This is a genomic window from Paraburkholderia phenoliruptrix (assembly GCF_019511605.1).
GTDB lineage: Bacteria > Pseudomonadota > Gammaproteobacteria > Burkholderiales > Burkholderiaceae > Paraburkholderia > Paraburkholderia phenoliruptrix_A.
On record NZ_JAEUAV010000022.1, the window covers coordinates 69,261 to 92,236 of the forward strand.

The window sequence follows — 22,976 nt, forward strand, 5'->3', positions numbered from 1 at the left end:
CGAGCGCCCCGACGCCCTACGTGAAACTGCGCCCATCCTTACTTGAGCGCGGAAAATTATTTGCCTAAGCTGCAATAACGCTTGCCGCGTCAATCATCCGGCTCTTATAATCATGCCTAGTCAACCATTGCATTCGCACGAGAATCATGACGGAGCCGTCCCGCACACCTGCGCCTGAGATCAGCGAGTATCAGCTTGGCGAGAGCGTCGGCTATCTGCTCGCGCGCGTGAAATCGACCATGTCGAACCTCGTCACCCAGCGCACCATGGCTGAGCTCGGCATCACCAGCCAGCAGGGCAGCATCCTGTTCATGGTGGCAAGCGGCAAGTGTCTGCTGGCGGCGGAGCTGGCCCGCGAATACGGCATAGACGCAAGCGCCGTCACGCGCCTGATCGACCGGCTGGAAAAACGCGGCCTGCTCACGCGTGTGCGCAGCAGCGAAGACCGGCGTGCCGTGCGGCTGGCGCTCACTGCGGAAGGCCACGCGATCGCGGCAAAAATGCCCAGGATCTTCAATAGTGTGCTGGACAACCTGCTCGCGGGCTTCACGCCGGAGGAAGTCGGGTTTCTGAAGAGCATGCTGCGCCGGGTGTTGATCAATTCGGGCGAATGCCCGGCCCTTACTCGTGACTCAGCAAGTAATTCGCAGAGCAAGTCCTGACAAATTGCTTGCATTGTCCACTATTACATTCCACTCAAAGAGTCGAGCGATGAAATCCCTTTCCCTGTCCGCGCCCGCGCTTTCCGGCCGGGCCGCTGTCGCCGCCGCGGTCGCAGCGCTCGCCCTCACGGGGTGCGCGAACTACTTCGGTGTCAAGAGCGACAAGCAGATTGCTTCGCCGGCGCAGTACGAGTCCACGCAAAGTCTGGCGGGCCAGGCCGGCCAGTGGCCGTCGCTCGACTGGGCCAATCAGTTCGGCGATCCGCAACTGCCGAAGCTGATTGCCGAAGCGCTGGAAGGCAGTCCCTCGATCGCACAGGCGCAGGCGCGTCTCGCCAAGGCGTCGTCGTACATTGAGAGCTCACGCTCGGCGCTCTACCCGAAAGTCACCGGCAGCTATTCGTGGACGCGCGAGCTCTTTTCCGGCAACGCGCTCTACCCGCCTCCTTACGGCGGCACCTGGTACAGCGAGAACAACGTGCTCGCGAGCGCATCGTGGGATCTCGACCTGTGGGGCAAGAACCGTCAGCGCCTCGGTCAGGCGGTGTCGCAGGAAAAGGCGGCCGAAGCGGACATGCAACAGGCTCGCGTGACGCTCGCGGCGTCGGTGGCGAGCACCTACAACCAGCTCGCGCAGTTGTACGCGCTGCGCGACATTGCCGCGCGCGAAATCGAGAACCGTCAGGAGATTGGCCGTATCACCAATGGTCGCGTCGCCGCCGGTCTCGACACGAACGTCGAGCGTCAGACCGCGACCGGCAATATTGCGACGAGCCAGTCGAACCTGACCGACCTCGACGGTCAAATCACAGTGGTGCGCTACCAGCTGGGCGCACTGCTCGGCAAGGGCCCGGACCGCGGCCTGCAGATCGCCAAGCCGGCGCTCTCCGTGGGCGGCGCAGTAGCTGTGCCCGACAATCTGCCCGCCGACCTCGTCGCGCGTCGCGCCGATATCGTGGCGGCGCGCTGGCAGGTCGAGGCGGCCATGCACGACGTGAAGGAAGCGAAGGCCGAGTTCTTTCCCGACGTGAACCTCGCGGCGGGCTTCGGCTTCGACGCATTCGGCTGGGGCCGTTTTCTGACGGCCGGCAGCCGGCAAATACAGTTCGGCCCGGCGATTCATCTGCCGATCTTCGACGCGGGCGCGCTGCGCTCACAGTTGAAGGGCCGTTACGCCGATTTCGACCTCGACGTCGCCAATTACAACCAGACGCTCATCAATGCGTTGTCGGACGTGGCGACGCAAGTCTCGTCGATCCGCTCGATCGACCAGCAATCGGGCGACGCCGAGCGCGCGCTCGACGCCTCCACGAAGGCTTACCAGCTCGCCGTGATCCGCTACAAGGCGGGTCTGTCGCCGCAGTTGCAGGTGCTGACCGCCGACCAGAACCGCCTCGCTGCCGAGCAGACGGTTACCACCTTGAAGATGCGCCGCCGCGATCTGCAGATCGGCCTCATCAAGGCACTCGGCGGCGGTTTCGACGCGACCCAGACGGGCCTCGTGGTGCCTGCCGACGATCGGTCGGCGGCACCTGCCGCCGCGGCCAGTGCGGCACCCGCCGCGACCACGGCAGCGAAGTGAGCGGTGTAACGCGCAACGGCACTGGCTGCAACGCAGCACGCACGAACATTTGAATAAACGACGACGTTTGAGAGAACCCGGAGCACATCGATGAGCACCCCCCAGCAGCCCGCGGCTACCAACCAGCCGGCACAGCCGAACAAGCCGGCCCAACCGGCGAACAACGGCAAACGCAAGCGCATGATGACGCTGCTCGTCATCGTGATTCTGATCGCGGCCATTGCCTACGGCCTGTACTACTTCCTCGTGGCGCGCTTTCACGAAGACACCGACGACGCCTATGTGAACGGCAACGTCGTGCAGATCACGCCGCAGGTCACCGGCACGGTCGTCGCGGTGAACGCCGACGATACGCAGACCGTCAAGGCCGGCGACCCGGTCGTCGTGCTCGACCCGGCGGACGCCCGCGTCGCCCTCGAACAGGCCGAAGCGAATCTCGCGCAAACGGTGCGCCAGGTGCGCGGCCTCTTCGCCGACGACAATCAGTACCAGGCCCAAGTCGCGCAGCGCCAGGCCGACCTGTCGCGCGCGCAGGACGACCTGAAGCGCCGTCTCACGGTGGCGCAAACCGGCGCGGTGTCGCTTGAAGAAATCTCGCACGCACGCGACGCCGTGAAGAGCGCGCAGGCCGCCGTGGAAGCCGCCCAGCAGCAACTCGCGTCGAACCGCGCGCTGACGGCGAACACCACCATCGCAAACCACCCGAACGTGCAGGCCGCCGCCGCAAAGGTGCGCGACGCCTATCTGAACAACGCGCGCAACACGCTGCCCGCCCCCGTGACCGGCTACGTCGCCAAGCGCTCGGTGCAGGTCGGCCAGCGCGTGTCGCCCGGCACCCCGCTCATGGCGATCGTGCCGCTCGGCGGCGTGTGGGTTGACGCCAACTTCAAGGAAGTGCAGCTCAAGCACATGCGCATCGGCCAGCCGGTAGAACTGACGGCGGACGTCTACGGCTCGTCGGTGGTCTATCACGGCACGGTGGTCGGTTTCTCGGCGGGCACGGGTTCGGCGTTCTCGCTGTTGCCCGCGCAGAATGCAACCGGCAACTGGATCAAGGTGGTGCAGCGCCTGCCGGTGCGTATCGCGCTCGATCCGCAGGAACTCGAAAAGCATCCGCTGCGTATCGGTCTGTCGATGCAGGCCGACGTCAGCATCAAGGACGAAAACGGCGGCAAGCTGGGCGACGCGCAGAACACCGTCTACCAGACAAACGTGTTCGCCAAGTACGGCGACGAAGCCGACGCGGAAATCGCCCGCATCATCGCGGAAAACGCAGGTCCGAACGCCGGCACGCAAAAAGCCGCGCAGTCCGGCAACGGCAAGCCCGCGGCCGCGAAACTGATGTAAGCCGCGCGGCGACTCATACAAGGCTTTTTGCATGGCTCAGGCTCAGGCCCAACTTCCGCATCCGCCGCTCGAAGGCGCGCAACTGGTGATCGGCACCATCGCGGTGTCGCTCGCCGTTTTCATGAACGTGCTCGACACCTCGATTGCGAACGTGTCGATTCCGTCCATTTCCGGCGACCTCGGCGTGTCGTCCGACCAGGGCACATGGGTGATCACGTCGTTCGCAGTCGCCAACGCGATTTCGGTGCCGCTGACCGGCTGGCTCACCGACCGCATCGGTCAGGTCCGGCTTTTCATGGCGTCGATCGTGCTGTTTGTGATCTCGTCATGGATGTGCGGCCTCGCGCCGACCCTGCCCTTCCTGCTCGCCTCGCGCGTGCTGCAAGGCGCGGTGGCCGGCCCGATGATTCCGCTGTCGCAAACGCTTCTGCTCGCCAGTTATCCACGCGCGAAGGCGCCCATGGCGCTCTCCATGTGGGCGATGACCACGCTGATCGCACCGGTCGCCGGCCCGATTCTCGGCGGCTGGATTTCGGACAACATTTCGTGGCCGTGGATCTTCTACGTCAACATTCCGGTCGGCGCGATTGCGGCGGTCGCCACGTGGATGATTTTTCGCAACCGCGATTCCGTCGTCAAGAAAGCGCCGATCGACGGCGTGGGCCTGAGCCTGCTGATCCTCTGGGTCGGCGCGCTGCAGATCATGCTCGACAAGGGCAAGGACCTCGACTGGTTTTCGTCGACGACCATTGTCGTGCTCGCACTGGTCGCGGTGATCGCGCTGGCCTTTTTCATCGTGTGGGAATTGACGGCCGAACATCCGGTGGTCGATCTATCGCTCTTCAGCAAGCGCAATTTCACCGGCGGCACGATCGCGCTGTCGGTCGGCTACGGGCTTTACTTCGGCAACCTCGTGTTACTGCCGCTGTGGCTGCAAACGGACATCGGCTACACCGCCACCGAAGCCGGTCTCGTGATGGCGCCCGTCGGGCTCTTCGCGGTGCTGCTGTCCCCGCTCACGGGCAAGATCCTGCCGCGCACCGATCCGCGCTACATTGCGACGCTGTCGTTCCTCGTGTTCGCACTCTGTTTCTGGATGCGCTCGCGCTACACGACCGGCGTGGATACGTACTCGCTGCTGCTGCCCACGCTGATTCAGGGCATCGGCATGGCCGGCTTCTTCATCCCGCTGGTGTCGATCACGCTGTCGGGCCTGCCGGGCAACCGGATTCCGGCCGCCTCGGGTCTGTCGAACTTCGTGCGGATCATGTGCGGGGGCATCGGCACGTCGATCTTTCAAACGGCGTGGGACCATCGCACGATCATGCACCATGCCCAATTGACGGAGCGAGCCAACGCGTACAACCCGGTCTTCGATCAGTCGATCCGGCAAATGGGCGCTGCGGGCTTCAGTCAACCGCAGGCGTATGGGCTTTTCAATTCGATGGCCACGCAGCAGGCCGCGCAATTGGGCGTGAACGACCTGTTCTACGTGTCGGCTGGAATTTTTGTCGCGTTGATCGCGCTGATCTGGATTACGAAGCCTGAAAGAGCCGGTGGCGACGCCGGTGCCGCTGCCGCTGCGGCGCATTGATTTTCGCTTCTGGCCGCGCGTAGGTGGGTGATGAAAAAGGCGGGACCGCTTGCACGCGGTCCCGCCTTTTTTGTTGCAACCGCTCCGGCAGTTGCTGAACAGTTGGCCAGCAGTTCTTGGATCACACGGCGTGCGGCATTTGTCGCTTGCCTGCTCCGCCGCGAAAAGCCGCTAATCCGTTGCCGTGACGACCAGCCGCTCCGGCGCCAACACACCTTCGCCGCTCCTCGCGACGCCGAGCAGGCGGCCCTGCGCCGCCGCGTACACACGCACGCGCGACGCGCTCATCGCTTCAGCGCTCAATTCGAGTTCCGATAACTTCAGGCGCTGACCGTGCAGAAAGCGGCGCGTCGCGTCTTCGTCGAGCTGCACGGACGGGAACGTCGACAGCAGTGCGTCCACCGGTTGCAGCCATGCGTCGCGCTCGCTGCTGGTCGCGTCTGAGAGCGCATCGAGCGTCACCGCATGCTCGAGTGTCAACGCGCCCACGCCGGTGCGCCGCAAAGCCACCAGATGGGCGCCGCAGCCCAACGCCTCGCCAATGTCTTCGGCGAGCGTGCGCACATACGTCCCCTTGCTGCAGGTGACGCGAAATGTGACATCCGGCAGCGCGCAAGCAAGCAGCGTGAGCGAATGGATAGTGACCTCGCGCCCTTGCCGCTCGACGGTCTGGCCCGCGCGCGCATATTCGTAGAGCGGCTTGCCGTCGCGTTTGAGCGCGGAATACATCGGCGGAACCTGCACGATGTCGCCGAGAAAGGCCGGCAGCACGGCACGCACCGCGGCTTCGTCGCAAGTGACCGCGCGCGTGTCGACCGGCTCGCCCTCGGCGTCGCCCGTGGTCGTGCGAATGCCGAGGCGCATCGTGGCCTCGTACGTCTTGTCGGCTTCGAGCAGATCTTGCGAGAACTTGGTGGCTTCGCCGAAACAGAGCGGCAGCAGGCCCGTGGCGAGCGGATCGAGCGTGCCGGTGTGGCCCGCCTTTTTCGCCAGATAGAGGCGCTTCGCGCGAATCAGTGCGTCGTTGCTCGACAGGCCGAGCGGCTTGTCGAGCAGCAGCACGCCGTCGAGCGCGCGGCGCGGCACGCGGGGACGTTCAGGTGCGGTCATGTCGGAGAACGGTTTTCCATTAAAGCCGGAATGGCGTCAGGCGTCGAGCGCCCGGCCCTTGCGGCCCGCGGCGCGTTGCGCGGTGCAGGCGAGCCGACTTCAGTCGTCTTTCGCGCGGCTGGCGTTTGCTTCGTCGATCAGACGCGACATCTCGACGGCGCGCTCGATCGTCTTGTCGTAATGGAAATGCAGCGTCGGCACCGTATGAATATGCAGGCGCTTGAACAACTGGTTATGCAGATGGCCGGCCGCATGCGTGAGCGCCGCGAGCGTCTGCTGCGGGTCGCCCGTCAGGGTCGTGAAATAGACCTTCGCATGTGCATAGTCCGGCGTCAGCTCGACGCTCTGGATCGTGACGATCCCGATGCGCGGGTCCTTGACCTCGCGCAGCAGTTCCGACAGATCGCGCTGGATCTGATCGGCGATCTGCACGTTGCGATTGGGTGAAGAACGTTTTTTAGGCATGGTGTTATGTGATCCGTTCTGACGGATGCAAAAATGGTTCGCGACAGCGCGGCTATCGAAAGCGCGCCATTGGCGCAGCGCAACGACAGCGAGCGTTGCGCGAAGCGGCAGGCCCAAAAACAACGGGCGGAGCGGGCGTTGATGCCCGCTCCGCCCCTTGGAACCTTGCCGCGTGACTTACAGCGTACGCGCGACTTCGGTGACCTCGAAGACTTCGAACTGATCGCCTTCGACGATGTCGTTGAAGTTCTTGATCGACATACCGCACTCGAAGCCCTGGCGGACTTCCTTCACGTCGTCCTTGAAGCGCTTGAGCGAATCCAGCTCGCCCGTGAAGATGACGACGTTGTTGCGCAGCACGCGCACCGAGGACGAGCGCTTGACGAAACCGTCCGTGACCATACAGCCGGCCACCGCGCCGATCTTCGGCACCTTGAACACCTGGCGCACTTCGACCGTGCCTGTCACGACTTCGCGCTTCTCCGGCGCCAGCATGCCCGACATTGCCGCCTTCACCTCATCCACTGCGTCGTAAATGATGTTGTAGTAGCGAATGTCCACGCCGTTGGCTTCCGCCAGCTTGCGTGCCTGCGCATCTGCCCGCGTGTTGAAGCCGATGATGACCGCCTTCGAAGCCGTAGCCAGGTTGACGTCCGACTCGCTGATGCCGCCCACGGCGCCATGCACGATCTGCACGCGCACTTCGTCCGTGGAAAGCTTGAGCAGCGATTGCACCAGCGCTTCCTGCGAACCCTGCACGTCGGCCTTGACGATGAGCGGCATGTACTGCACTTCGCCTTCGCCCATCTGCTCGAGCATGTTCTCCAGCTTCGCGGCCTGCTGCTTGGCGAGCTTGACGTCGCGGAACTTGCCCTGACGGAACAGCGCGACTTCACGCGCCTTGCGCTCGTCCGGCATGACGATGACTTCTTCGCCTGCCTGCGGCACTTCCGACAGACCCTGGATTTCGACCGGAATCGACGGACCCGCCGACTTGGTCGGCTTGCCGGTTTCGTCGAGCATGGCTCGCACACGACCGTAAGCGCTGCCTGCGAGGACCACGTCGCCGCGGTTCAGCGTACCGGACTGGACCAGGATGGTCGCGACCGGACCCTTGCCCTTGTCGAGCTTCGCTTCGATGACGAGGCCCTTGGCCGGTGCCTCGACCGGTGCCTTCAACTCCAGCACCTCGGCTTGCAGCAGCACGTTTTCAAGCAGATCGTCGATACCCGAGCCGGTTTTTGCCGACACCGGCACGAACGGCGAATCGCCGCCGTACTCTTCCGGCACCACCCCTTCCGTAACCAGTTCCTGTTTGACGCGCTCAGGGTTGGCTTCCGGCTTGTCGATCTTGTTGATCGCGACGACGAGCGGCACACCGCCGGCCTTCGCGTGGGCGATCGCTTCCTTCGTTTGCGGCATCACGCCGTCGTCGGCTGCGACCACCAGAATGACGATGTCCGTTGCCTTCGCACCGCGGGCACGCATGGCCGTGAAGGCCTCGTGACCCGGCGTGTCGAGGAACGTGATCACGCCACGCGGCGTTTCGACGTGGTAAGCGCCGATATGCTGCGTAATGCCGCCCGCTTCGCCCGCTGCAACCTTCGCGCGGCGGATGTAGTCGAGCAGCGAGGTCTTGCCGTGGTCGACGTGACCCATGACGGTGACGACCGGCGGACGCGGCAATGCTTCCGCATCCGACACTTCGCCTTCCACCAGCATTGCCTCCGGGTCGTCCAGCTTGGCGGCAACCGCGTGATGGCCCAGTTCCTCGACGATGATCATCGCCGTTTCCTGGTCCAGCATCTGGTTGATCGTGACCATCTGGCCGAGCTTCATCATCGACTTGATGACTTCCGATGCCTTCACCGCCATCTTGTGCGCCAGATCGGCGACCGTGATGGTTTCCGGCACGTGCACTTCACGCACGATCGGTTCGGTCGGCGCCTGGAACGTGGTGTTCTGATCCTGATGCTTGCCGCGCCCCTTCGGGCCGCCGCGCCAGCCACGGTCGACGCCGCCGCTCGTGTCGCCGCGCGTCTTGATGCCGCGGCGCTTGGCTGCGTCATCCTGCCAGCCGCCCTTGCCGCCCGGCTTCTTCTTGTCGCCGGCAGACGGCGTGGTAGTTGCGGCCGGAGCCGCCGCCGCGGGCTTGCGCGCAGCGCCCGCAGCCGGACGCGCAGCCTCGCCAGCCGGACGAGCCGGCTTGTGCAGCGTACCCTTGGCTTCCGCGGCCTTGGCCGGCTCGGCGGGCTTCGGCGCCGGTTCCGGCGCCTTCACCTGCGCCTTGCGCGGCGTGTTCATCATTTCGCGAATCGCGCGTGCTTCGGCTTCCGCCGCCGCACGGCGCTTGGCGATTTCTTCCTGCTCGGCACGCGCCTTTTCGGCAGCCTGACGCGCGGCGTCTTCCGCCTTCTTCGCCGCTTCGCGCTGAGCCGCGCGTTCCGCGGCGGCACGCTCGTCGTCCTGCGCGGCGTCTTTCGCGACCGCCGGCTCAGCCGCCTTCGCGGTTGCAGCTTCGGCCTTCGCGGCTTGCTGCGCCTTTTCGCGCGCTGCCGCCTCGGCCGCGCGTTTCTTCGCCGCCTCTTCTTCGGCGCGGCGACGCTCGGCTTCCGCAGCCTGCTCGCGCGCCTGGCGCTCGGCCTCTTCGCGCTCCAGTTGCTCCTGGCGCGCCTTCAGCTCCTGAGCCTGCTTCTCGAGCAGCTCGGCTTCGTGACGAGCTTCCTCTTCACGGCGCTGGAGTTCGAGGTCCTCGGCGTCCGTGCTTTCGGCCACATGATTCGATGCTTCTCCGCTTTCAGCGGAGGTTTCGTCGCGGCGGACGAACGTGCGCTTCTTACGCACCTCGACCTGAATGGTGCGAGCCTTGCCCGTCGCATCGGACTGCTTGATCTCCGACGTATGCCGTTTCGTCAGCGTAATCTTGCGCTTGTCCGCATCAGTCGAGCCGTGCGACTTGCGCAAGTGGTCGAGCAGACGCTCCTTGTCCGTTTCGGACAAGGCGTCGGCTTCGCTCGCTTTGGTGACGCCGGCCGCCTGCAGCTGCTCAAGCAGCACGCCTGCAGGCATTTTCAGTTCCGCGGCAAATTGGGCTACGTTGTTACTCGCCATTCATTCCTCTTAATGCAAGGACCGATTCCTTGCGGTTAGCATCGGGTCATGCGGCCTGACGGCCGCGTTCAATTTAGTGCGCCATGGTCATTTCTCACTGGAACCAGTGTTCACGTGCTTTCATGATCAACGCCTTAGCGGCATCCTCTTCCATTCCGGTCATCTCGACCAGTTCATCTACGGCCAGTTCGGCGAGTTCGTCGCGCGTCTGGATCTGATGTTCGGCCAGTTTCGCGAGCAGGTCGGCGTCCATGCCGTCCAGGCTCTTCAGGTCGAGCGCTACATTTTCGACCTTTTCTTCATTTGCGATCGCCATCGTCAACAACGCGTCGCGGGCGCGATTGCGCAGTTCATGGACGGTGTCTTCGTCGAATGCCTCGATCTCGAGCATTTCGTTCAGCGGCACGTAAGCGATCTCTTCGAGGCTCGTGAAGCCTTCGTCGATCAGGATGTCGGCAACTTCTTCGTCGACATCGAGACGCGCCATGAACAGGTCGCGCAGAACACCGCGTTCCTGATTCTGCTTTTGCGCAGATTCGTCCGGCGTCATGATGTTGATCTGCCAGCCGGTGAGTTCGCTGGCAAGACGCACGTTCTGGCCGCTACGGCCGATCGCGACCGCCAGCTCGTTTTCGTCCACGACGACGTCCATCGAATGCTTTTCTTCGTCGACGACGATCGACTGGACGGCTGCCGGCGCGAGCGCGCCGATCACAAACTGGGCGGGATCCTCCGACCATAGCACGATGTCGACGTTTTCGCCACCGAGCTCGTTACGCACGGCCTGCACGCGCGAGCCGCGAATGCCGACGCAGGTGCCGATCGGGTCGATGCGCTTGTCGTAGGCAACCACGCCGATCTTCGCACGCACGCCGGGATCGCGCGCCGCCGCCTTGATTTCGAGCAGGCCCTGTTCGATTTCCGGCACTTCCATTTCGAACAGCTTCATCAGGAATTCGGGCGCCGTACGCGACAGTTCGATCTGCGGACCGCGCGCGGTGCGATCGACCTTCGCGATATAGGCGCGCACGCGGTCGCCCACGCGCAGGTTTTCCTTCGGAATCAGCTGGTCGCGGCGCAGCAGCGCTTCGACGCGGCCGGTTTCGACGATGAAGTTGCCCTTATCCAGACGCTTCACCGAGCCGGTCATGATGTGCTCGCCGCGCTCGAGGAAGTCGTTCAGGATCTGCTCGCGCTCGGCGTCGCGCACCTTCTGCAGGATCACCTGCTTGGCGGCTTGCGCACCGATACGGCCGAACTCGATGGACGGCACCGGCTCTTCGATGTACTCGTCGATCTGGATCTCCGGCTTCTGCTCGCGTGCTTCGAACAGCAGAATTTCCTGATCCGGTTCCTGCAGGCCGGCTTCGTCCGGCACCACTTTCCAGCGGCGAAACGTTTCGTGCTCGCCGCTCTCACGGTCGATATGGACGCGAATGTCCGCGTCTTCTTCGAAGAGTTTCTTGGAGGCCGAAGCGAGAGCCGCCTCGAGCGCGGCAAATACCACGTCTTTGTCGACATTCTTCTCGCGTGCCAGCGCATCCACCAGCATCAACACTTCGCGACTCATTGTTTGCGGCTCCTAAAGTCAACTTTCGGAACGAGGCGTGCTTTGTCCATGTCCGCGAGCGTGAAATCGAGCATCGCGGCGCCTTCCTTCCCTTCAAATTCCAGACCGATGGTCTCGCCTTGCGGAGCATGCAAAATACCCCGGTACGATTTCCGTCCGTCCAATGGCTTTTTCAATGTGATTACCGCTTCGCTGCCTGCGAAGCGTTCAAAATCCGCCAGTTTTTTCAGCGGACGGTCGAGGCCCGGCGACGATACTTCGAGCCGCTCATAATCGATATTTTCGACCGTCAGTACGTGCTGGAGCTGACGCGTGACTTTCTCGCAGTCTTCGATCGCGATGCCGGCCGGCTGGTCGATATAAATACACAGCATGCCGCGCCCGGTGCGCTCGAGATCGACGAGCTCGTAGCCGAGTCCCACGACCGTGGTTTCAATCAGTTCCGTCAGTTGCACAGTGCCCTCTTAGATGTTCGCGCAGCGAGCCTGCCGCTTGTTCTGCAAACAACCAATGCGGGCCGCGCGCCTGGCCGGCGCACGTTCGTGCTACCCGAGATGCCGAACCACGATGAACTGAGCGGCAAAAAAAAATGGGCTAAACGCCCATCATCTTATTACCGGTGGTCGCACCTGAGCCGCACATGAAAAGCCGCACGCCCAGCGACTCCGCGATTGTAGCCATTTTTCAGGACAAACGCAAACCGCAGAGCGCCGCGCCAAGCGCATTTCCGCCTGTTTTCATGGCGATCTGTGGACGATATGGCGGCATTTGCAGACTTTACAAGACGACCCCGTGCAATCGGGCCCCGATGCGCGGACCCCGCGTTTCAAACGCGGCGTCGGCAGGCGCTTCGCATCGCGCGAATGCGCCCGTGAGCGCAGCGCCAATTCGGTTGACGGCGTAGCCGCGGCTGCCGCAGCGCGGCGTATCTAAAGCTGCAGTGCACGCGCCGTGCTTGCGATCAGCGCCCGCGCGAGCGGCCGCGCGGCGCGCCGCCGCCACGGTTTGCGCCGCCGGCGTTGCCGCCGCCCGCGCGATTGCCGTTGCCGCGCGGGCCGCCCGGCGCACGATTGCCGCCGCCCGCCGCTGGACCGTTACCGCCCGCACGCTTGCCGCCGCCCGCAGCGCGGTTGCCGCTGCCCGAAGGTGCGCGATTGCCGTCGACGTCACGCGCGCCGCGCGGACCGCCCACGCCGCCGAACCCACCGGTGCCGCGACCCGTGCCGCGATTGCCGTAGCCGCCGCCGAAACCGGCGCCTGCTCCGCCGCCCAGGCCTCCGCCCGCTGCGCCGCGCCGGCCTTGACCGCGCGGTTGCTGTTCAAAGCGGTGATGCGACATCAGAACCGGTTCGCGGCTGATAAAGCCCATCGAGGTCTGCATCGGGTCAGGCTGCTTGCGCTCCGGCGCCGCGCCGCGACCGCCGCGCTCCTCATTCGGCGCCTTCAGACCGACAGACGCCATCAGCGCGCGCACCTGGTTGTCCTCGAGCTCTTCCCAGCGGCCGCGCTTGAGGCCCTTGGGCAGCGAAATCGGGCCGTGCCGCGTGCGGATCAGACGGCTCACCATCAGACCGGCTGCTTCGAACATGCGACGCACCTCGCGATTACGCCCTTCGGCGAGCGCGACGTGATACCAGTGGTTGGTGCCCTCGCCGCCGCCGTCGCGGATGCGCAGGAAATTGGCCGGACCGTCGTCGAGCTCGACGCCGTTCAGCAGCTTCTGACGCATACCTTCGGCGAGTTCACCGACCACACGGACCGCGTATTCACGCTCGACGCTATAGCGCGGATGCATGAAACGGTTCGCCAGATCGCCGGAGGTGGTCAGCATCAGCAGACCTTCGGTATTGAAGTCGAGACGGCCGACCGCGAGCCACTTGGCGGTTTTCATCGGCGGCAGCTTGTCGAACACGGAAGGACGGCCTTCCGGATCGGCGTGACTGACGATTTCGCCCGTCGGCTTGTGATACAGCAGCACGCGCGGCGGCTTGTTCGCGAGCTTGCGCTTGACCGGCTTGCCGTTGATGCGGACCTGGTCGGTCGGCATGATGCGCTGGCCGATGTGAGCCGGCTCGCCGTTTACCGACACGCGTCCGGCGACGATCAACTCTTCCATGTCGCGGCGCGAACCCATGCCGGCTTCGGCCAGCACCTTGTGAAGCTTGGGCGCGTCGTCGTCGGCGGAAAGCACGCGCTTCGGAGCAGCCTGCTTGCCACGGCGCAGCATGGGCGCGCGCACGCCGCCCGTCGCGCTGTTGTCCGCGTCGAAGGCAGGCGACGTGACGTATGAGAACAGGTCGTCCTGAGCCGCGTCCGCAGCGGCCGCCGGCGCTTCGCCGCCACGGCGATTCTGGCGCTGACCGCCTGCGCGCGGCTGGCGTTCGCGCTGACCTTCGCGCGGCGTGCCGTCGCGCTGGCCTTCACGGTGTCCTTCACGCTTCCCACCGCCCGCATTGCGCCGGGCGCCCTGACCTTTCGCGCCAGATTCCTTGCGCGGCGCGCGCGCCTGCACGGCCACCTCGCCATCGGGCGGCGTCTCAGCGACGACCGCCGCGCTCTCGGCGGCCCCGCCTTCAGCGGCCTTCGTCTTGGCGCCGGCGCGGCGCCGGGCAATCAGGCTGCGCGGCCCGCGACGCAGGCCGCGACGCGGACGGTCTTCGCCGTCTGCTTCCGTGGTCTGCGCCGGGCGCTCGCCCTCGCCTGCCGACGCTTGCGTGGCGCGCGTTTCGTCAGCGCGCACCGACGGCACGGCGCGCTCGGATTCGGACGACTCGGTGTCGTGGGTATGTGTCAAAACAACCTCAAAATGTCAGGTCGCGCGCGCCCCTTGCGGGCGCGGCAAAAAATGTTCGGTTACGTCAGGCGCTGCGCGACTCAGCTTCGTCGTCGGTCAGAATGCCTGCGTCCTGTGCGGCATCGCGACGATCTTCGTCGTCGTGCGCCGCTCTGGTCGGATTCGATCCGGCCGTTTGCTCCGCGTCACGGAGCACGTCCGAATCATGCGAGGATGGTGCTAGATCTGCCGGATCGGCCTCAGCGCCCGGATCGCGATTCTCTTCGGATTGCGCCGCACCGGGCAGCGCTGCGATGCTCGCCGCTTCAGTGCCGCTTTCGCGGGCGTCTTCGGCGGGTTCCGTCTGCTCCGCCTGTTCAACTGCTTCGGCTTGCGGTCCGAGTGAACCAGGCGCGGCGGCTTCGGAATTCCCGCCACCGTCCGCCGCGCCGCCCGCTTGCGCGGCACCCGCATCCTGCTGAGCCCGCAGGCCCTCTGTTTCTTCTCCAGCGATTTCCGTTCCTGCCGCCGGCTGTGCGTCGCTTGTTGCTTCCGCGGCGCTCACGTCTCGCTGTTCGGGCGCACTCAGCTCGCCTTCTTCGCCTGATGCCGGCGCCTCGACACTCTCGGCGTCGGAGAATTCAATTGCGTGCTGTCCGAGCAGATCCGCGTTCAGCTGCGCGGACGGGTCGGCGAGCGGCGGCAATTCGTCGAGCGCGCGCAAACCGAGGTCGTCGAGAAACTGCCGCGTGGTCGCGTACAACGCCGGCCGCCCCGGTACGTCGCGATGGCCGATCACTTCGATCCAACCGCGATCCTCGAGCTGCTTCACGACCTGCGTGTTCACCGTGACGCCGCGAATTTCCTCAATGTCGCCCCGCGTGACAGGTTGCCGGTAAGCAATGATCGCGAGCGTTTCGAGCACCGCGCGCGAATATTTCGGCGGCTTTTCGGGATGCAGTCGATCCAGATACGAACGCATCGCGGGCTTGCTTTGAAACCGCCAGCCCGACGCCAGCCCGACCAACTCCACACCGCGCCCCGACCAGTCCTGTTTCAGGTCTTCGAGCAGAGTCCTAACGGTGTCTGCCGACACGCCGTCGGCAAAGAGCTTGCGCAAATCGCCGAGCTTTAACGGCTCCTGCGCGCAGATCAAGGCTGTCTCGAGGACGATCTTCGCCTCTTGGGTATTCATGCAGCTAGGTCAGACCCTGTGGTCAAAGAACCGGATCAAACAGACGATGTGGAACAGAAGACGCGCTCGCCCGATTCTGATCGGTCATATTGATGGGAGCACGCACCGGGGGGAGGCGAAACAGACTATCGAGCCAAACCCAGCCGGACGGAGCAGCGATATTCCGGACAGGAATCGCGTGACTGAGCGCCATATTACGCAAAAACATCCGGTGCGTAAAGCGAGGCGCCGGACAACATGCCCGGCGCATTCGCACGACAGCGGGCCCGGCGCGCGTCGCACAGATGAAAGCACATCCGCGCTGCGCGCGCGGGGCCTCGCGGGCTTGTCGCGAGCCCGTCGTGCGTCGCGCTAAGCGCGGCCATGTTGCGCGAGGAACCGCTTGAGGCGTTCCACGCCGGCGTCCAGCCGCGCGAGGTCGCACGCGTAACACCAGCGCAGAAAGCCCTCGCCCTCGGGACCGAACGCGCTGCCGGGCGCAATGCCGAGGCCGACCTCGCGGACCATCGCCTTGCAGAGTTCGAGGCTGCGCGACGCGCCCTCCATCGTGAAAAAGAGATACATCGCGCCTTTGGGCGCCTTCACATCGACGCCCGGCACCGTCGACAACGCCTGCACCAGATGGTCGCGCGACGCCTTCAGGTCGCGCACCAGTTCCAGGGTGAAGCGCTCGCCCTCACGGACGGCGGCTATCCCCGCGTGCTGCACGAAGGCAGGCGCGCAGGACGTGTTGTACTCGACGAGCTTGCCCAGGTCGTCCATCAGGCGTTGGGGCGCGACAATCCAGCCGAGGCGCCAGCCGGTCATCAGCCAGGCTTTGGAAAACGAGTTCACACAGATCACCCGTTCGTCGCGGGCGGCCAGGTCGAGAAACGACGGCGCAGTGCGGCCAGGCGCCGCGCCATCGGCTTCGGCCGCCGGGTCGGGGTCCAGGTCGGGGTAATACAGGCGCTCGTAGACCTCGTCCGCGACGATCCAGATGCCGTGGCGCCGGCAATGCGCAAGCACCGCGCGCTGCTGCTCGCGGGTCATCACCCAGCCGGTCGGATTATTCGGCGAATTGACGAGCAGCATCTTCGTATCGGGCGTGAGCGCGCTCAGCAAGCGCCCGACGTCCAGTTGCCAACCGTGCTCGCCGTAATCGAGTGAGACGGTTTCCACATGGGCACCGAGAATCTTCGGAATCTCGACGAGATTCGGCCACAGCGGTGTGACTGCCACGACGCGATCACCCGCTCCCACGACGAGCTGCGCCGCCAGCATCAGCGCGTTGACGCCCGCGCTCGTCACCGCGATATGGTCCGGCGACGTGGCGCCGTGCAGTTCGCTTACATAATCGGCGAGCGCCGAGCGCAACGGCGCGATGCCCAGGTTGTGCGTGTAGAAGGTTTCGCCCGCCTGCAGCGCCGCGCTGGCGGCGTCGCGAATGAAGGCGGGTGTCACGCGGTCCGATTCGCCGAACCAGAACGGCAGCACGTCCGCCACGCCGAAGCCGGCGTTAGCCACTTCGCGTATCTGCGACGGACGCAGCGCGCGCACCGCGTCGCGCGCATTGGGGATGGAGGGCACGGAAGGTTCCGGTTCGCTCATCAAGGCTTCCAGGTGAAGAAATGACTCAGGTCGGGATGGGGCGCTAGAACGCGGCGACGCCGGTTATCAGCGCAGGCGGAAGTTTAGCCCAGCGCCGCGCGCTTGCAGGTCGAGCCGCGCAGCGGCGATCCGCGCCTTGGTGTCGGCCGTGGGCTGCGATAGGGGGCGATCGGCGCGTCGGTGTCGGCTACGGGCTGCGATCGGGGCGGCAATCCCGAATCGCCGCAATCGACTCAAAGCAGATCCTCCGCACGCGTCGGCAACTCGCGGATCAGGTCCCACACCGCCTCCGCCGCCGGCGACAACGAGCGGTCGCGCCGCCGCACCAGTTCGACCGTGCGCTCGGCGCGCGGCACGAGCCGCCTCGCGGCCAGCGCCGCGCCGGCCGGCAACGGCAACGCGAGCCAGGGCAGCACGCTCACGCCGATGCCGGCCTCGACGAGGCCGAACACCGTCGCAGAATGGCCGAGCTCCTGCACCACCGTGGCGCTTACGCCGTGCTCGTGCATCACGGCGTCAATGATCGGCCGACTGCCCGACGCGTAATCGAGCATCACGAGCTTCTCGCCTTCGAGGTCGGCCCAGCCGACCTCCGGGCGTGCCGCGAGCGGATGATCGTCGCGCGAAACCAGGCAGAACGAGTCGGTCATCAGCGGCTCGCTCAGCAGATCGTCAGCGGCGAAGGGGCCGATGACCACGCCGAAATCCACCTCGCCCGATCGCACCTTGCGCACAACGTCGCTCTGCACGTCGTCGCGCAGGCCGAGCGCGATGTGCGGAAAGCGCTCCCCGCACGACGCCAGCACGCGCGGCATCAGCCGGCACGCGAGCGTCGGGCTCGCCGCGACGACCACCCGCCCGCGACGCTGTTCGCCGATCTCGCGAATCTCGCGCAGCGCATCGTCCAGATCGCCGAGCAGCCGCGACACGCTCGCGACCAGGTTGCCGCCGACGTCCGTGAGCTGCACCTCGCGCGTCGTACGGTCGATCAGCTTCAGACCAATCTCGCCTTCCAGTTCGCGCACGCAACGGCTCACCGCCGATTGCGTGAGCCCGACTTCCTCGCCCGCGCGGCTGAAGCTCTGCAGCCGCGCGACCTCGATGAAAACCCTTAGCTGGCGCAACGTGACATTCATTTAGGCGGCTCATCAATAGGTCTATTTGATGCGCATTGTACGCGCCGCCGAACGCCGCAGGCAGGTACCGCTCAACTCGCTGCAGTGCAGCAATAAGGCGCAAACGCACGCGGTGCGGGCCTGGCTGCACAAGATTGGTGATTGTCCCGATTTGCGAGATAGGTTTTTTGGATTCTCATACGGCCCTAGCTAGCGCCCGCGCTGGCCCGCTGTGACGGGGCTTTGAGGCAGTTGGACCGAACTTGGCACACATCCTGCATTGAGATGCGCACAGGGTCGGCGCCATGACTTCTGACTGCAAAGGACCGTGGCAAACCCGACCCCCTTGGCACTCGCCTATCGAGTGCGTGGAGAGTGCGCGGCGCGGGGCAGCGCACCGGAGTTAGCTTCGCTGAGGTGAAACATGATGCTGTTCGACGATTTGAGAGACAACGAGTGGGCGCTGGTCGAGGCGTTGTTCTGTGCGGAGCCAGCACGGAGCGAGCGTCGCGGTCGGCCGCGCGTCGAAGCGCGTGCAGTCGTGAACGCCGTGCTGTGGGTGCTGTCGACAGGCGAAGGCTGGTCCAAACTGCCGGGCCGCTATCCGTCGCCGCCGACCTGCCGCCGTCGTTTCGACGAGTGGCAAGCCGACGGCACGCTCGCCGAAATTGTGAAGCGACTCGGCACGAGCGGTCGCGAAATTTCGCTGCGCGGGCGCATCGGCGCGACCGCCGCCAAACCGCCGGCACCGCCGAGCCGTGACCGTCTGCGCGGCGCATTCTGGACCAATCCCGAATCGTGGCGCGCGCCGGTCAAGATGGCCTGAGTCACCTCGTGTTCTTCCGGGCGCCTGCGGGCGCCCGGCGCTTGTCTGAATCCGCCCGACACCAGCCCGGCGGTGTTTGTTCCGACGGCGGGTAGTTCTCGCAGAGGGCCTCGGCCCGTTCGCGGCAGATCATCCCCTCTGGATGCATCCCTTTGCAGGCACTCGCGAGCTCGTCGCCTTTGGATCGAATGGTCCGTGGCACGCGTTCCGGCTAGTGTCTGGCGTCGTCCGGCTCGCACCGTGCGTACGAGCCGTTCGCACTGCCTTGGGGGACTTCCACTGTCAACGCCCTTTCACGGCCCTCGAGCGCCCCGAGCGCTTCTCGCCGTGGCCGCCACACGCGTGCTTCGCGTCGCTCACGGCATCCATCCACCGCGTCACTCGCGCGGCCTGAGACGTCCTTCAGGATCGAAGAGTTTCGGGTGAAACATCCATTTACTATTACTTACAGCGTGCTTTCGTGCCCGCGCATACCTTATACGTATGCAAACAGGCCTGGTGTCCAGGGGGCTTGCACGGGAGCTCAGCATGAAACCAATGTCACTGCTTCTGTGCGGCATTGTGCTTTCATCAATGGCCGCACCGGCGCTTGCCCAACAGCGCCCTCAAAGCTGGAACTGGCGGCCCGATCGTACGGCCTCGGTCGAGGCATGGCAGCAAAGCGCGCAGCACGCTCGCGACTTCACGCCGCCCGCGCCACGCGGCGACCTGCGCGGCGACATTGCAAGCAATGTGCGCACGCGACCGGAAACGCCGCATGACGATCCAGCGCGGCGTCGTTGAGCCCCGTCGCGCATGGGCCGAATGTCTATGCGGGTTAGCCGATCGCCTCGACCAGGAACCATAGAACCTTCGCACTTGCCGCCCCGCTTGGGAGCCAACAACACGCGGCAAACGGCAAAGCAAATCTCCGGGAACCACGGCTTGCGACATCGGTCTGACTTAACGCCATTAGCACAGCGTGGCAGCAGTAATTCCGGTACGCCCGTATCCTTGCGATACGGGCTTTTTTTCGCCCACTTCGTCAAGCAAGGCCGCGAGGCCTTGCGAGCGTTGCAGTTGGAATTCGCCCCGCTCTGCCAGGCGAGGCGGCCGCTAGGTGCGCGCTTCGAGAGAGGCGTCGGAGTGGGTTTCGGCCACAGCGAGGACGTAGTCGCTCATGCGCTTCGCGGTCCACGTGAGCAGGCCTTCGTCGTGCGAGAGCCGCGCGAATTCCGCGCGGCCGCGCTCGGTTAGCACGGCGATGTCGACAGGCGCATGAAAGCCCGGCGCCGGCGCGACGGTGCGTTGCCGAACGGTGTCCATCAGACCCAGCGCCCGAAGATATTGGAAAACGCCGGGGCGTTTCGCCCATGGCACCTGACGATATTGCGCCCGCCGCAGCGCTTCGAGTACCGCTTCGTTGGAATACGTGGTCATCTCACTTCTTTCTTAAAGTGCAGCTATGACACATCTATGCCAACACGTCACCGCGCCACCAGCGACGCGCCTGGCACCCGCCCATGGCTGGAAGCTGGCCGCAAACACTACGGCCGAATCCCACCAGGTGCTGCCTGGTCTAATGTTTCAGGACCCCCGTGAGAACGCATGTTAACGTTCTGCCTGCGAGCCGACGATGCAACCGCTGCGGCGCGATAGCAGGCTCGAAGATTTAATCCCGAAAGACATACGTTACCCCATCTAAATTGATTCTATTCACTTTATTGGCGCTTTTTTTTGCAGCAATCGTGATATGCAAGCGCGCTCGACGCCCTCTCCTCTACTGCACCATCGCCTTTTTCTGGCTCCTTTCGGCCGGCTGGCTGACTGCGCCGCTGCTAAGCCTTGCCCAACCGGTAGCGCAAACCAGCCCGCCGGCAAGCTTTGCTCCGCGCACCGCAATCATCCTGCTCGGCGGCGGCACCGTGTACAACCGCGACAAGGTGCTCGTGCCGCCGCGCGAGGTGCTCGCGCGCATTGACGTCAGCGCGCGGAACTACGCGGCATGCAAGCGCACTGCGGCGGTATGCACCGTGATTGTCAGCGGAGGCAATCCGCAGCGGCACCCAGCAAGCGAGGCAGACACCTATCTGCCCTACCTGCTGCGCGAGCAGGTGCCGCGTTCGGACATCGTGCTGGAAAACCAGAGCCTCACCACGTACGAGAATGCGCGCAACGTGTCGGCTATTGTGGGCCAGTCACGTTACGACTCGTTGATACTCGTCACATCCGCGTATCACATGCCGCGAGCGTTGCTCGATTTCCGACATTTCGGCCTAGATCCGCAGCCATTGATCTCCAGCGCCCGCCGCGCACGCCTCGGCGTATTACCGCGCTACTCGAATCTGGCGAACGCGGAAATCGCGTTGCATGAGCTGATCGGCATCGCGCAATATCACGTGTACAGCGCGGTCGGCCTGTTCTGAGCGAGACGGGCGACGGGCAGTGACCTTGCTTAGTCATGCGAACGATTCGAGCGGATTCTTACATTCGACCGACACGCTTTTGAGCCCGTTCGCGAGCAGCCTTAAGCACTGCGCATTGCCCGTTAGTAACAGGATGTAACCGATTGCACTCGCGGTTACAAACCGGCCGCTGGAGCGGAGATTGCTGGCTAGAATGCACTGTCTTTCCAGATGGACAGACAAGTACCGGGTCCACAACCACTCTGCGGAGGTAGCAATGAAGAAAATGTCCCTCGCGATCCTGATTTCTCTGCGTGCCATGACCGGCGCGGCCTATGCGCAGGAAAGCGGCGTCACCATGAGTACCGACCCCGCGCGAGCCGCCGACGTCGAGCAACGCGCGCAAGATTTGCAAAACCGCCAGCAAACCATGGAAACCGCACCGGCCGAGCCGATGAAGCATCACAAAGGGTCGCCCCGTCATCATAAGAAGGGAGCAAAAGCCGACGCGTCGAGCTCGTAAGCGCCATCCAGGGGCCTGCGGCCGAGCGCCTGGTCGAGCGTTTGCCGAGCCCCGCGTCCGCAGCGCGGCGTTGCCGTGCAGCGAAAAAGCCGAAGCCGGCAGCACCGGTTCCGGCTTTTTTGTTGTCCAATGGACCCGGCGAGTTCGCCTTGCCCGGTATGCTAAAGTCGCGCACCTACCGGACCGGCGGCCCGCCGGAACCCCTAACCCGTGCGCACCCTGGTGCGGAGGACAGCATGAGCAACATCCAGCTAGATATCGAATGGACTGAAGCAGCATCCCGCAAAATCGAAAAACTGATGCCGCGCGGCGGTCAGGAAGCGTTTCTTGCGCTGCCGCCCGTCGAATGCCTGCCGATGGAAGGCGACGTGCTGTTTCTCGGCCCGGACGGCAAGCAGCAGCCGTTCATCGTCGCGGAACGCCAGTATCATCATGATGGCGACGCCGACTGGACCATCATCCTGATTCTCGACGTGCCGCAAGCCGCACATTGAGGGCAGCGGCCGGCCACGAGCGGCCTGCAGCAGCGGCGGATATAGCGGCGACTAGCGCCGCGCGACTCGCGCCGACCCGGGGCCGCCGCCGTTGCAGCAGCGCCCGCCCGAGCCCTACACCAACGCCCTACGCTATCTTCGACACGACGCGGATTTCCGCGTGTTCGACCCAATCCGCCACCGCCGCCTTATACGCCGTAATGTGCGCGGATTTCGCGTGAGCCGCCAGCGCCTCCTGACTGGTCCAGCGCTCGAAAAACACGAACCGGCGCGGCTCCTGCACGTCGCGGTGCAGGTCGTACTGCAATGCGCCGGGCTCGTTGCGCGTCGGCCCGACAATGCCTTCTAGCGCCTTGCGCAACTGCTCCTCGTAGCCGGGTTTTGCCACCGAAATTGCGACCACCGCGATTTCCGCCATTCTTGCTCTCCGTTTTGCGAAAAGCAGCAGCATACCCATTGCCCGCCCGTGCTGCAGGCAGGCGCGCACCCGCCGAGCGTCCGCAGGCAGCCACGCGCGTGTACCCGCAGCTAACATCTGAGCACCGTCGCCGCCTGGAGTTTGGCGGGCATTCACGAGCCGCCCTGCTACCCTCGCCTCATGCAAGCTTACAGATAGCTGATGGCGATCCGTCGCG

General features: G+C 64.7%; 18 protein-coding genes and 2 pseudogenes. 9 read left to right on the top strand and 11 right to left on the bottom strand.

Annotated elements, in window-relative coordinates; genetic code table 11:
- Positions 1-146 precede the first annotated feature (146 nt).
- The 4 genes and pseudogenes from JNB89_RS23560 to JNB89_RS23575 form a co-directional block, all read left to right on the top strand.
- Complete coding sequence (locus tag JNB89_RS23560; protein ID WP_220363789.1) at positions 147-662, top strand: MarR family winged helix-turn-helix transcriptional regulator; 516 nt, start codon at positions 147-149, stop codon at positions 660-662.
- Between the two features lie 49 nt (positions 663-711).
- Positions 712-2,244 (top strand): efflux transporter outer membrane subunit, encoded by a 1,533-nt coding sequence (locus JNB89_RS23565; protein WP_220363790.1) that lies wholly within the window; start codon positions 712-714, stop codon positions 2,242-2,244.
- Between the two features lie 90 nt (positions 2,245-2,334).
- Positions 2,335-3,591 (top strand): EmrA/EmrK family multidrug efflux transporter periplasmic adaptor subunit, encoded by a 1,257-nt coding sequence (locus JNB89_RS23570; protein ID WP_013339562.1) that lies wholly within the window; start codon positions 2,335-2,337, stop codon positions 3,589-3,591.
- Positions 3,592-3,613: 22 nt separating this feature from the next.
- Positions 3,614-5,185, top strand: a pseudogene (locus JNB89_RS23575) (DHA2 family efflux MFS transporter permease subunit); the annotation flags it as partial.
- Between the two features lie 171 nt (positions 5,186-5,356).
- Here the strand turns inward: JNB89_RS23575 and truB are convergent.
- The 9 genes from truB to JNB89_RS23620 all read right to left on the bottom strand — a co-directional run bounded on the left by truB (position 5,357) and on the right by JNB89_RS23620 (position 18,135).
- Complete coding sequence (gene truB, locus JNB89_RS23580) at positions 5,357-6,295, bottom strand: tRNA pseudouridine(55) synthase TruB (protein ID WP_220363791.1); 939 nt, start codon at positions 6,293-6,295, stop codon at positions 5,357-5,359.
- Positions 6,296-6,394: 99 nt separating this feature from the next.
- A complete protein-coding gene (rbfA, locus tag JNB89_RS23585; RefSeq protein ID WP_013339565.1) occupies positions 6,395-6,760 on the bottom strand; it encodes a 30S ribosome-binding factor RbfA in 366 nt (121 codons plus the stop codon).
- Positions 6,761-6,937: 177 nt separating this feature from the next.
- A complete protein-coding gene (gene infB, locus JNB89_RS23590) occupies positions 6,938-9,871 on the bottom strand; it encodes a translation initiation factor IF-2 (RefSeq protein ID WP_135893895.1) in 2,934 nt (977 codons plus the stop codon).
- A gap of 94 nt (positions 9,872-9,965) precedes the next feature.
- Positions 9,966-11,441, bottom strand: a complete 1,476-nt coding sequence (gene nusA, locus JNB89_RS23595) for a transcription termination factor NusA (RefSeq protein ID WP_013339567.1) — start codon at positions 11,439-11,441, stop codon at positions 9,966-9,968.
- On the bottom strand, positions 11,438-11,896 hold the full coding sequence (gene rimP / locus JNB89_RS23600; protein ID WP_006052964.1) for a ribosome maturation factor RimP: 459 nt from the start codon (positions 11,894-11,896) through the stop codon (positions 11,438-11,440). Before rimP ends, nusA begins: the two co-directional genes overlap by 4 nt.
- 506 nt (positions 11,897-12,402) lie before the next feature.
- On the bottom strand, positions 12,403-14,235 hold the full coding sequence (gene rluB, locus JNB89_RS23605; protein WP_220363792.1) for a 23S rRNA pseudouridine(2605) synthase RluB: 1,833 nt from the start codon (positions 14,233-14,235) through the stop codon (positions 12,403-12,405).
- 64 nt (positions 14,236-14,299) lie between these two features.
- On the bottom strand, positions 14,300-15,409 hold the full coding sequence (gene scpB / locus JNB89_RS23610) for an SMC-Scp complex subunit ScpB (protein ID WP_220363793.1): 1,110 nt from the start codon (positions 15,407-15,409) through the stop codon (positions 14,300-14,302).
- A gap of 351 nt (positions 15,410-15,760) precedes the next feature.
- Positions 15,761-16,999: a pyridoxal phosphate-dependent aminotransferase gene (locus JNB89_RS23615; protein WP_220363794.1), complete on the bottom strand. Its 1,239-nt coding sequence runs from the start codon at positions 16,997-16,999 to the stop codon at positions 15,761-15,763.
- 233 nt (positions 17,000-17,232) lie between these two features.
- Entirely contained in the window at positions 17,233-18,135 is a 903-nt protein-coding gene (locus JNB89_RS23620; protein WP_220363795.1) for a LysR family transcriptional regulator, read from the bottom strand.
- Positions 18,136-18,541: 406 nt separating this feature from the next.
- Here JNB89_RS23620 and JNB89_RS23625 point away from each other — a divergent pair.
- Both JNB89_RS23625 and JNB89_RS23630 read left to right on the top strand, forming a co-directional pair.
- Positions 18,542-18,937 (top strand): annotated as a pseudogene (locus JNB89_RS23625) (transposase); the annotation flags it as partial.
- A gap of 531 nt (positions 18,938-19,468) precedes the next feature.
- Positions 19,469-19,723 (top strand): hypothetical protein, encoded by a 255-nt coding sequence (locus JNB89_RS23630; RefSeq protein ID WP_013339572.1) that lies wholly within the window; start codon positions 19,469-19,471, stop codon positions 19,721-19,723.
- A 312-nt stretch (positions 19,724-20,035) separates the two neighbouring features.
- Here JNB89_RS23630 and JNB89_RS23635 read toward each other — a convergent pair whose 3' ends face one another.
- Positions 20,036-20,359: a hypothetical protein gene (locus tag JNB89_RS23635; RefSeq protein WP_013339573.1), complete on the bottom strand. Its 324-nt coding sequence runs from the start codon at positions 20,357-20,359 to the stop codon at positions 20,036-20,038.
- Positions 20,360-20,667: 308 nt separating this feature from the next.
- Here JNB89_RS23635 and JNB89_RS23640 point away from each other — a divergent pair, with 308 nt between their 5' ends.
- From JNB89_RS23640 to JNB89_RS23650, 3 genes are all read left to right on the top strand, one after another.
- The gene (locus tag JNB89_RS23640) at positions 20,668-21,345 is read left to right on the top strand and encodes a YdcF family protein (RefSeq protein WP_220363796.1); all 678 of its coding nucleotides are present in this window, start codon (positions 20,668-20,670) and stop codon (positions 21,343-21,345) included.
- Between the two features lie 256 nt (positions 21,346-21,601).
- A complete protein-coding gene (locus JNB89_RS23645) occupies positions 21,602-21,847 on the top strand; it encodes a hypothetical protein (RefSeq protein ID WP_220363797.1) in 246 nt (81 codons plus the stop codon).
- Between the two features lie 236 nt (positions 21,848-22,083).
- Positions 22,084-22,341 carry a hypothetical protein gene (locus tag JNB89_RS23650; RefSeq protein ID WP_013339576.1) on the top strand — a complete coding sequence of 86 codons (258 nt, stop codon included), beginning with the start codon at positions 22,084-22,086 and terminating at the stop codon, positions 22,339-22,341.
- Between the two features lie 127 nt (positions 22,342-22,468).
- Here JNB89_RS23650 and JNB89_RS23655 read toward each other — a convergent pair whose 3' ends face one another.
- Positions 22,469-22,759, bottom strand: a complete 291-nt coding sequence (locus tag JNB89_RS23655; RefSeq protein ID WP_013339577.1) for a putative quinol monooxygenase — start codon at positions 22,757-22,759, stop codon at positions 22,469-22,471.
- Positions 22,760-22,976: the final 217 nt, after the last annotated feature.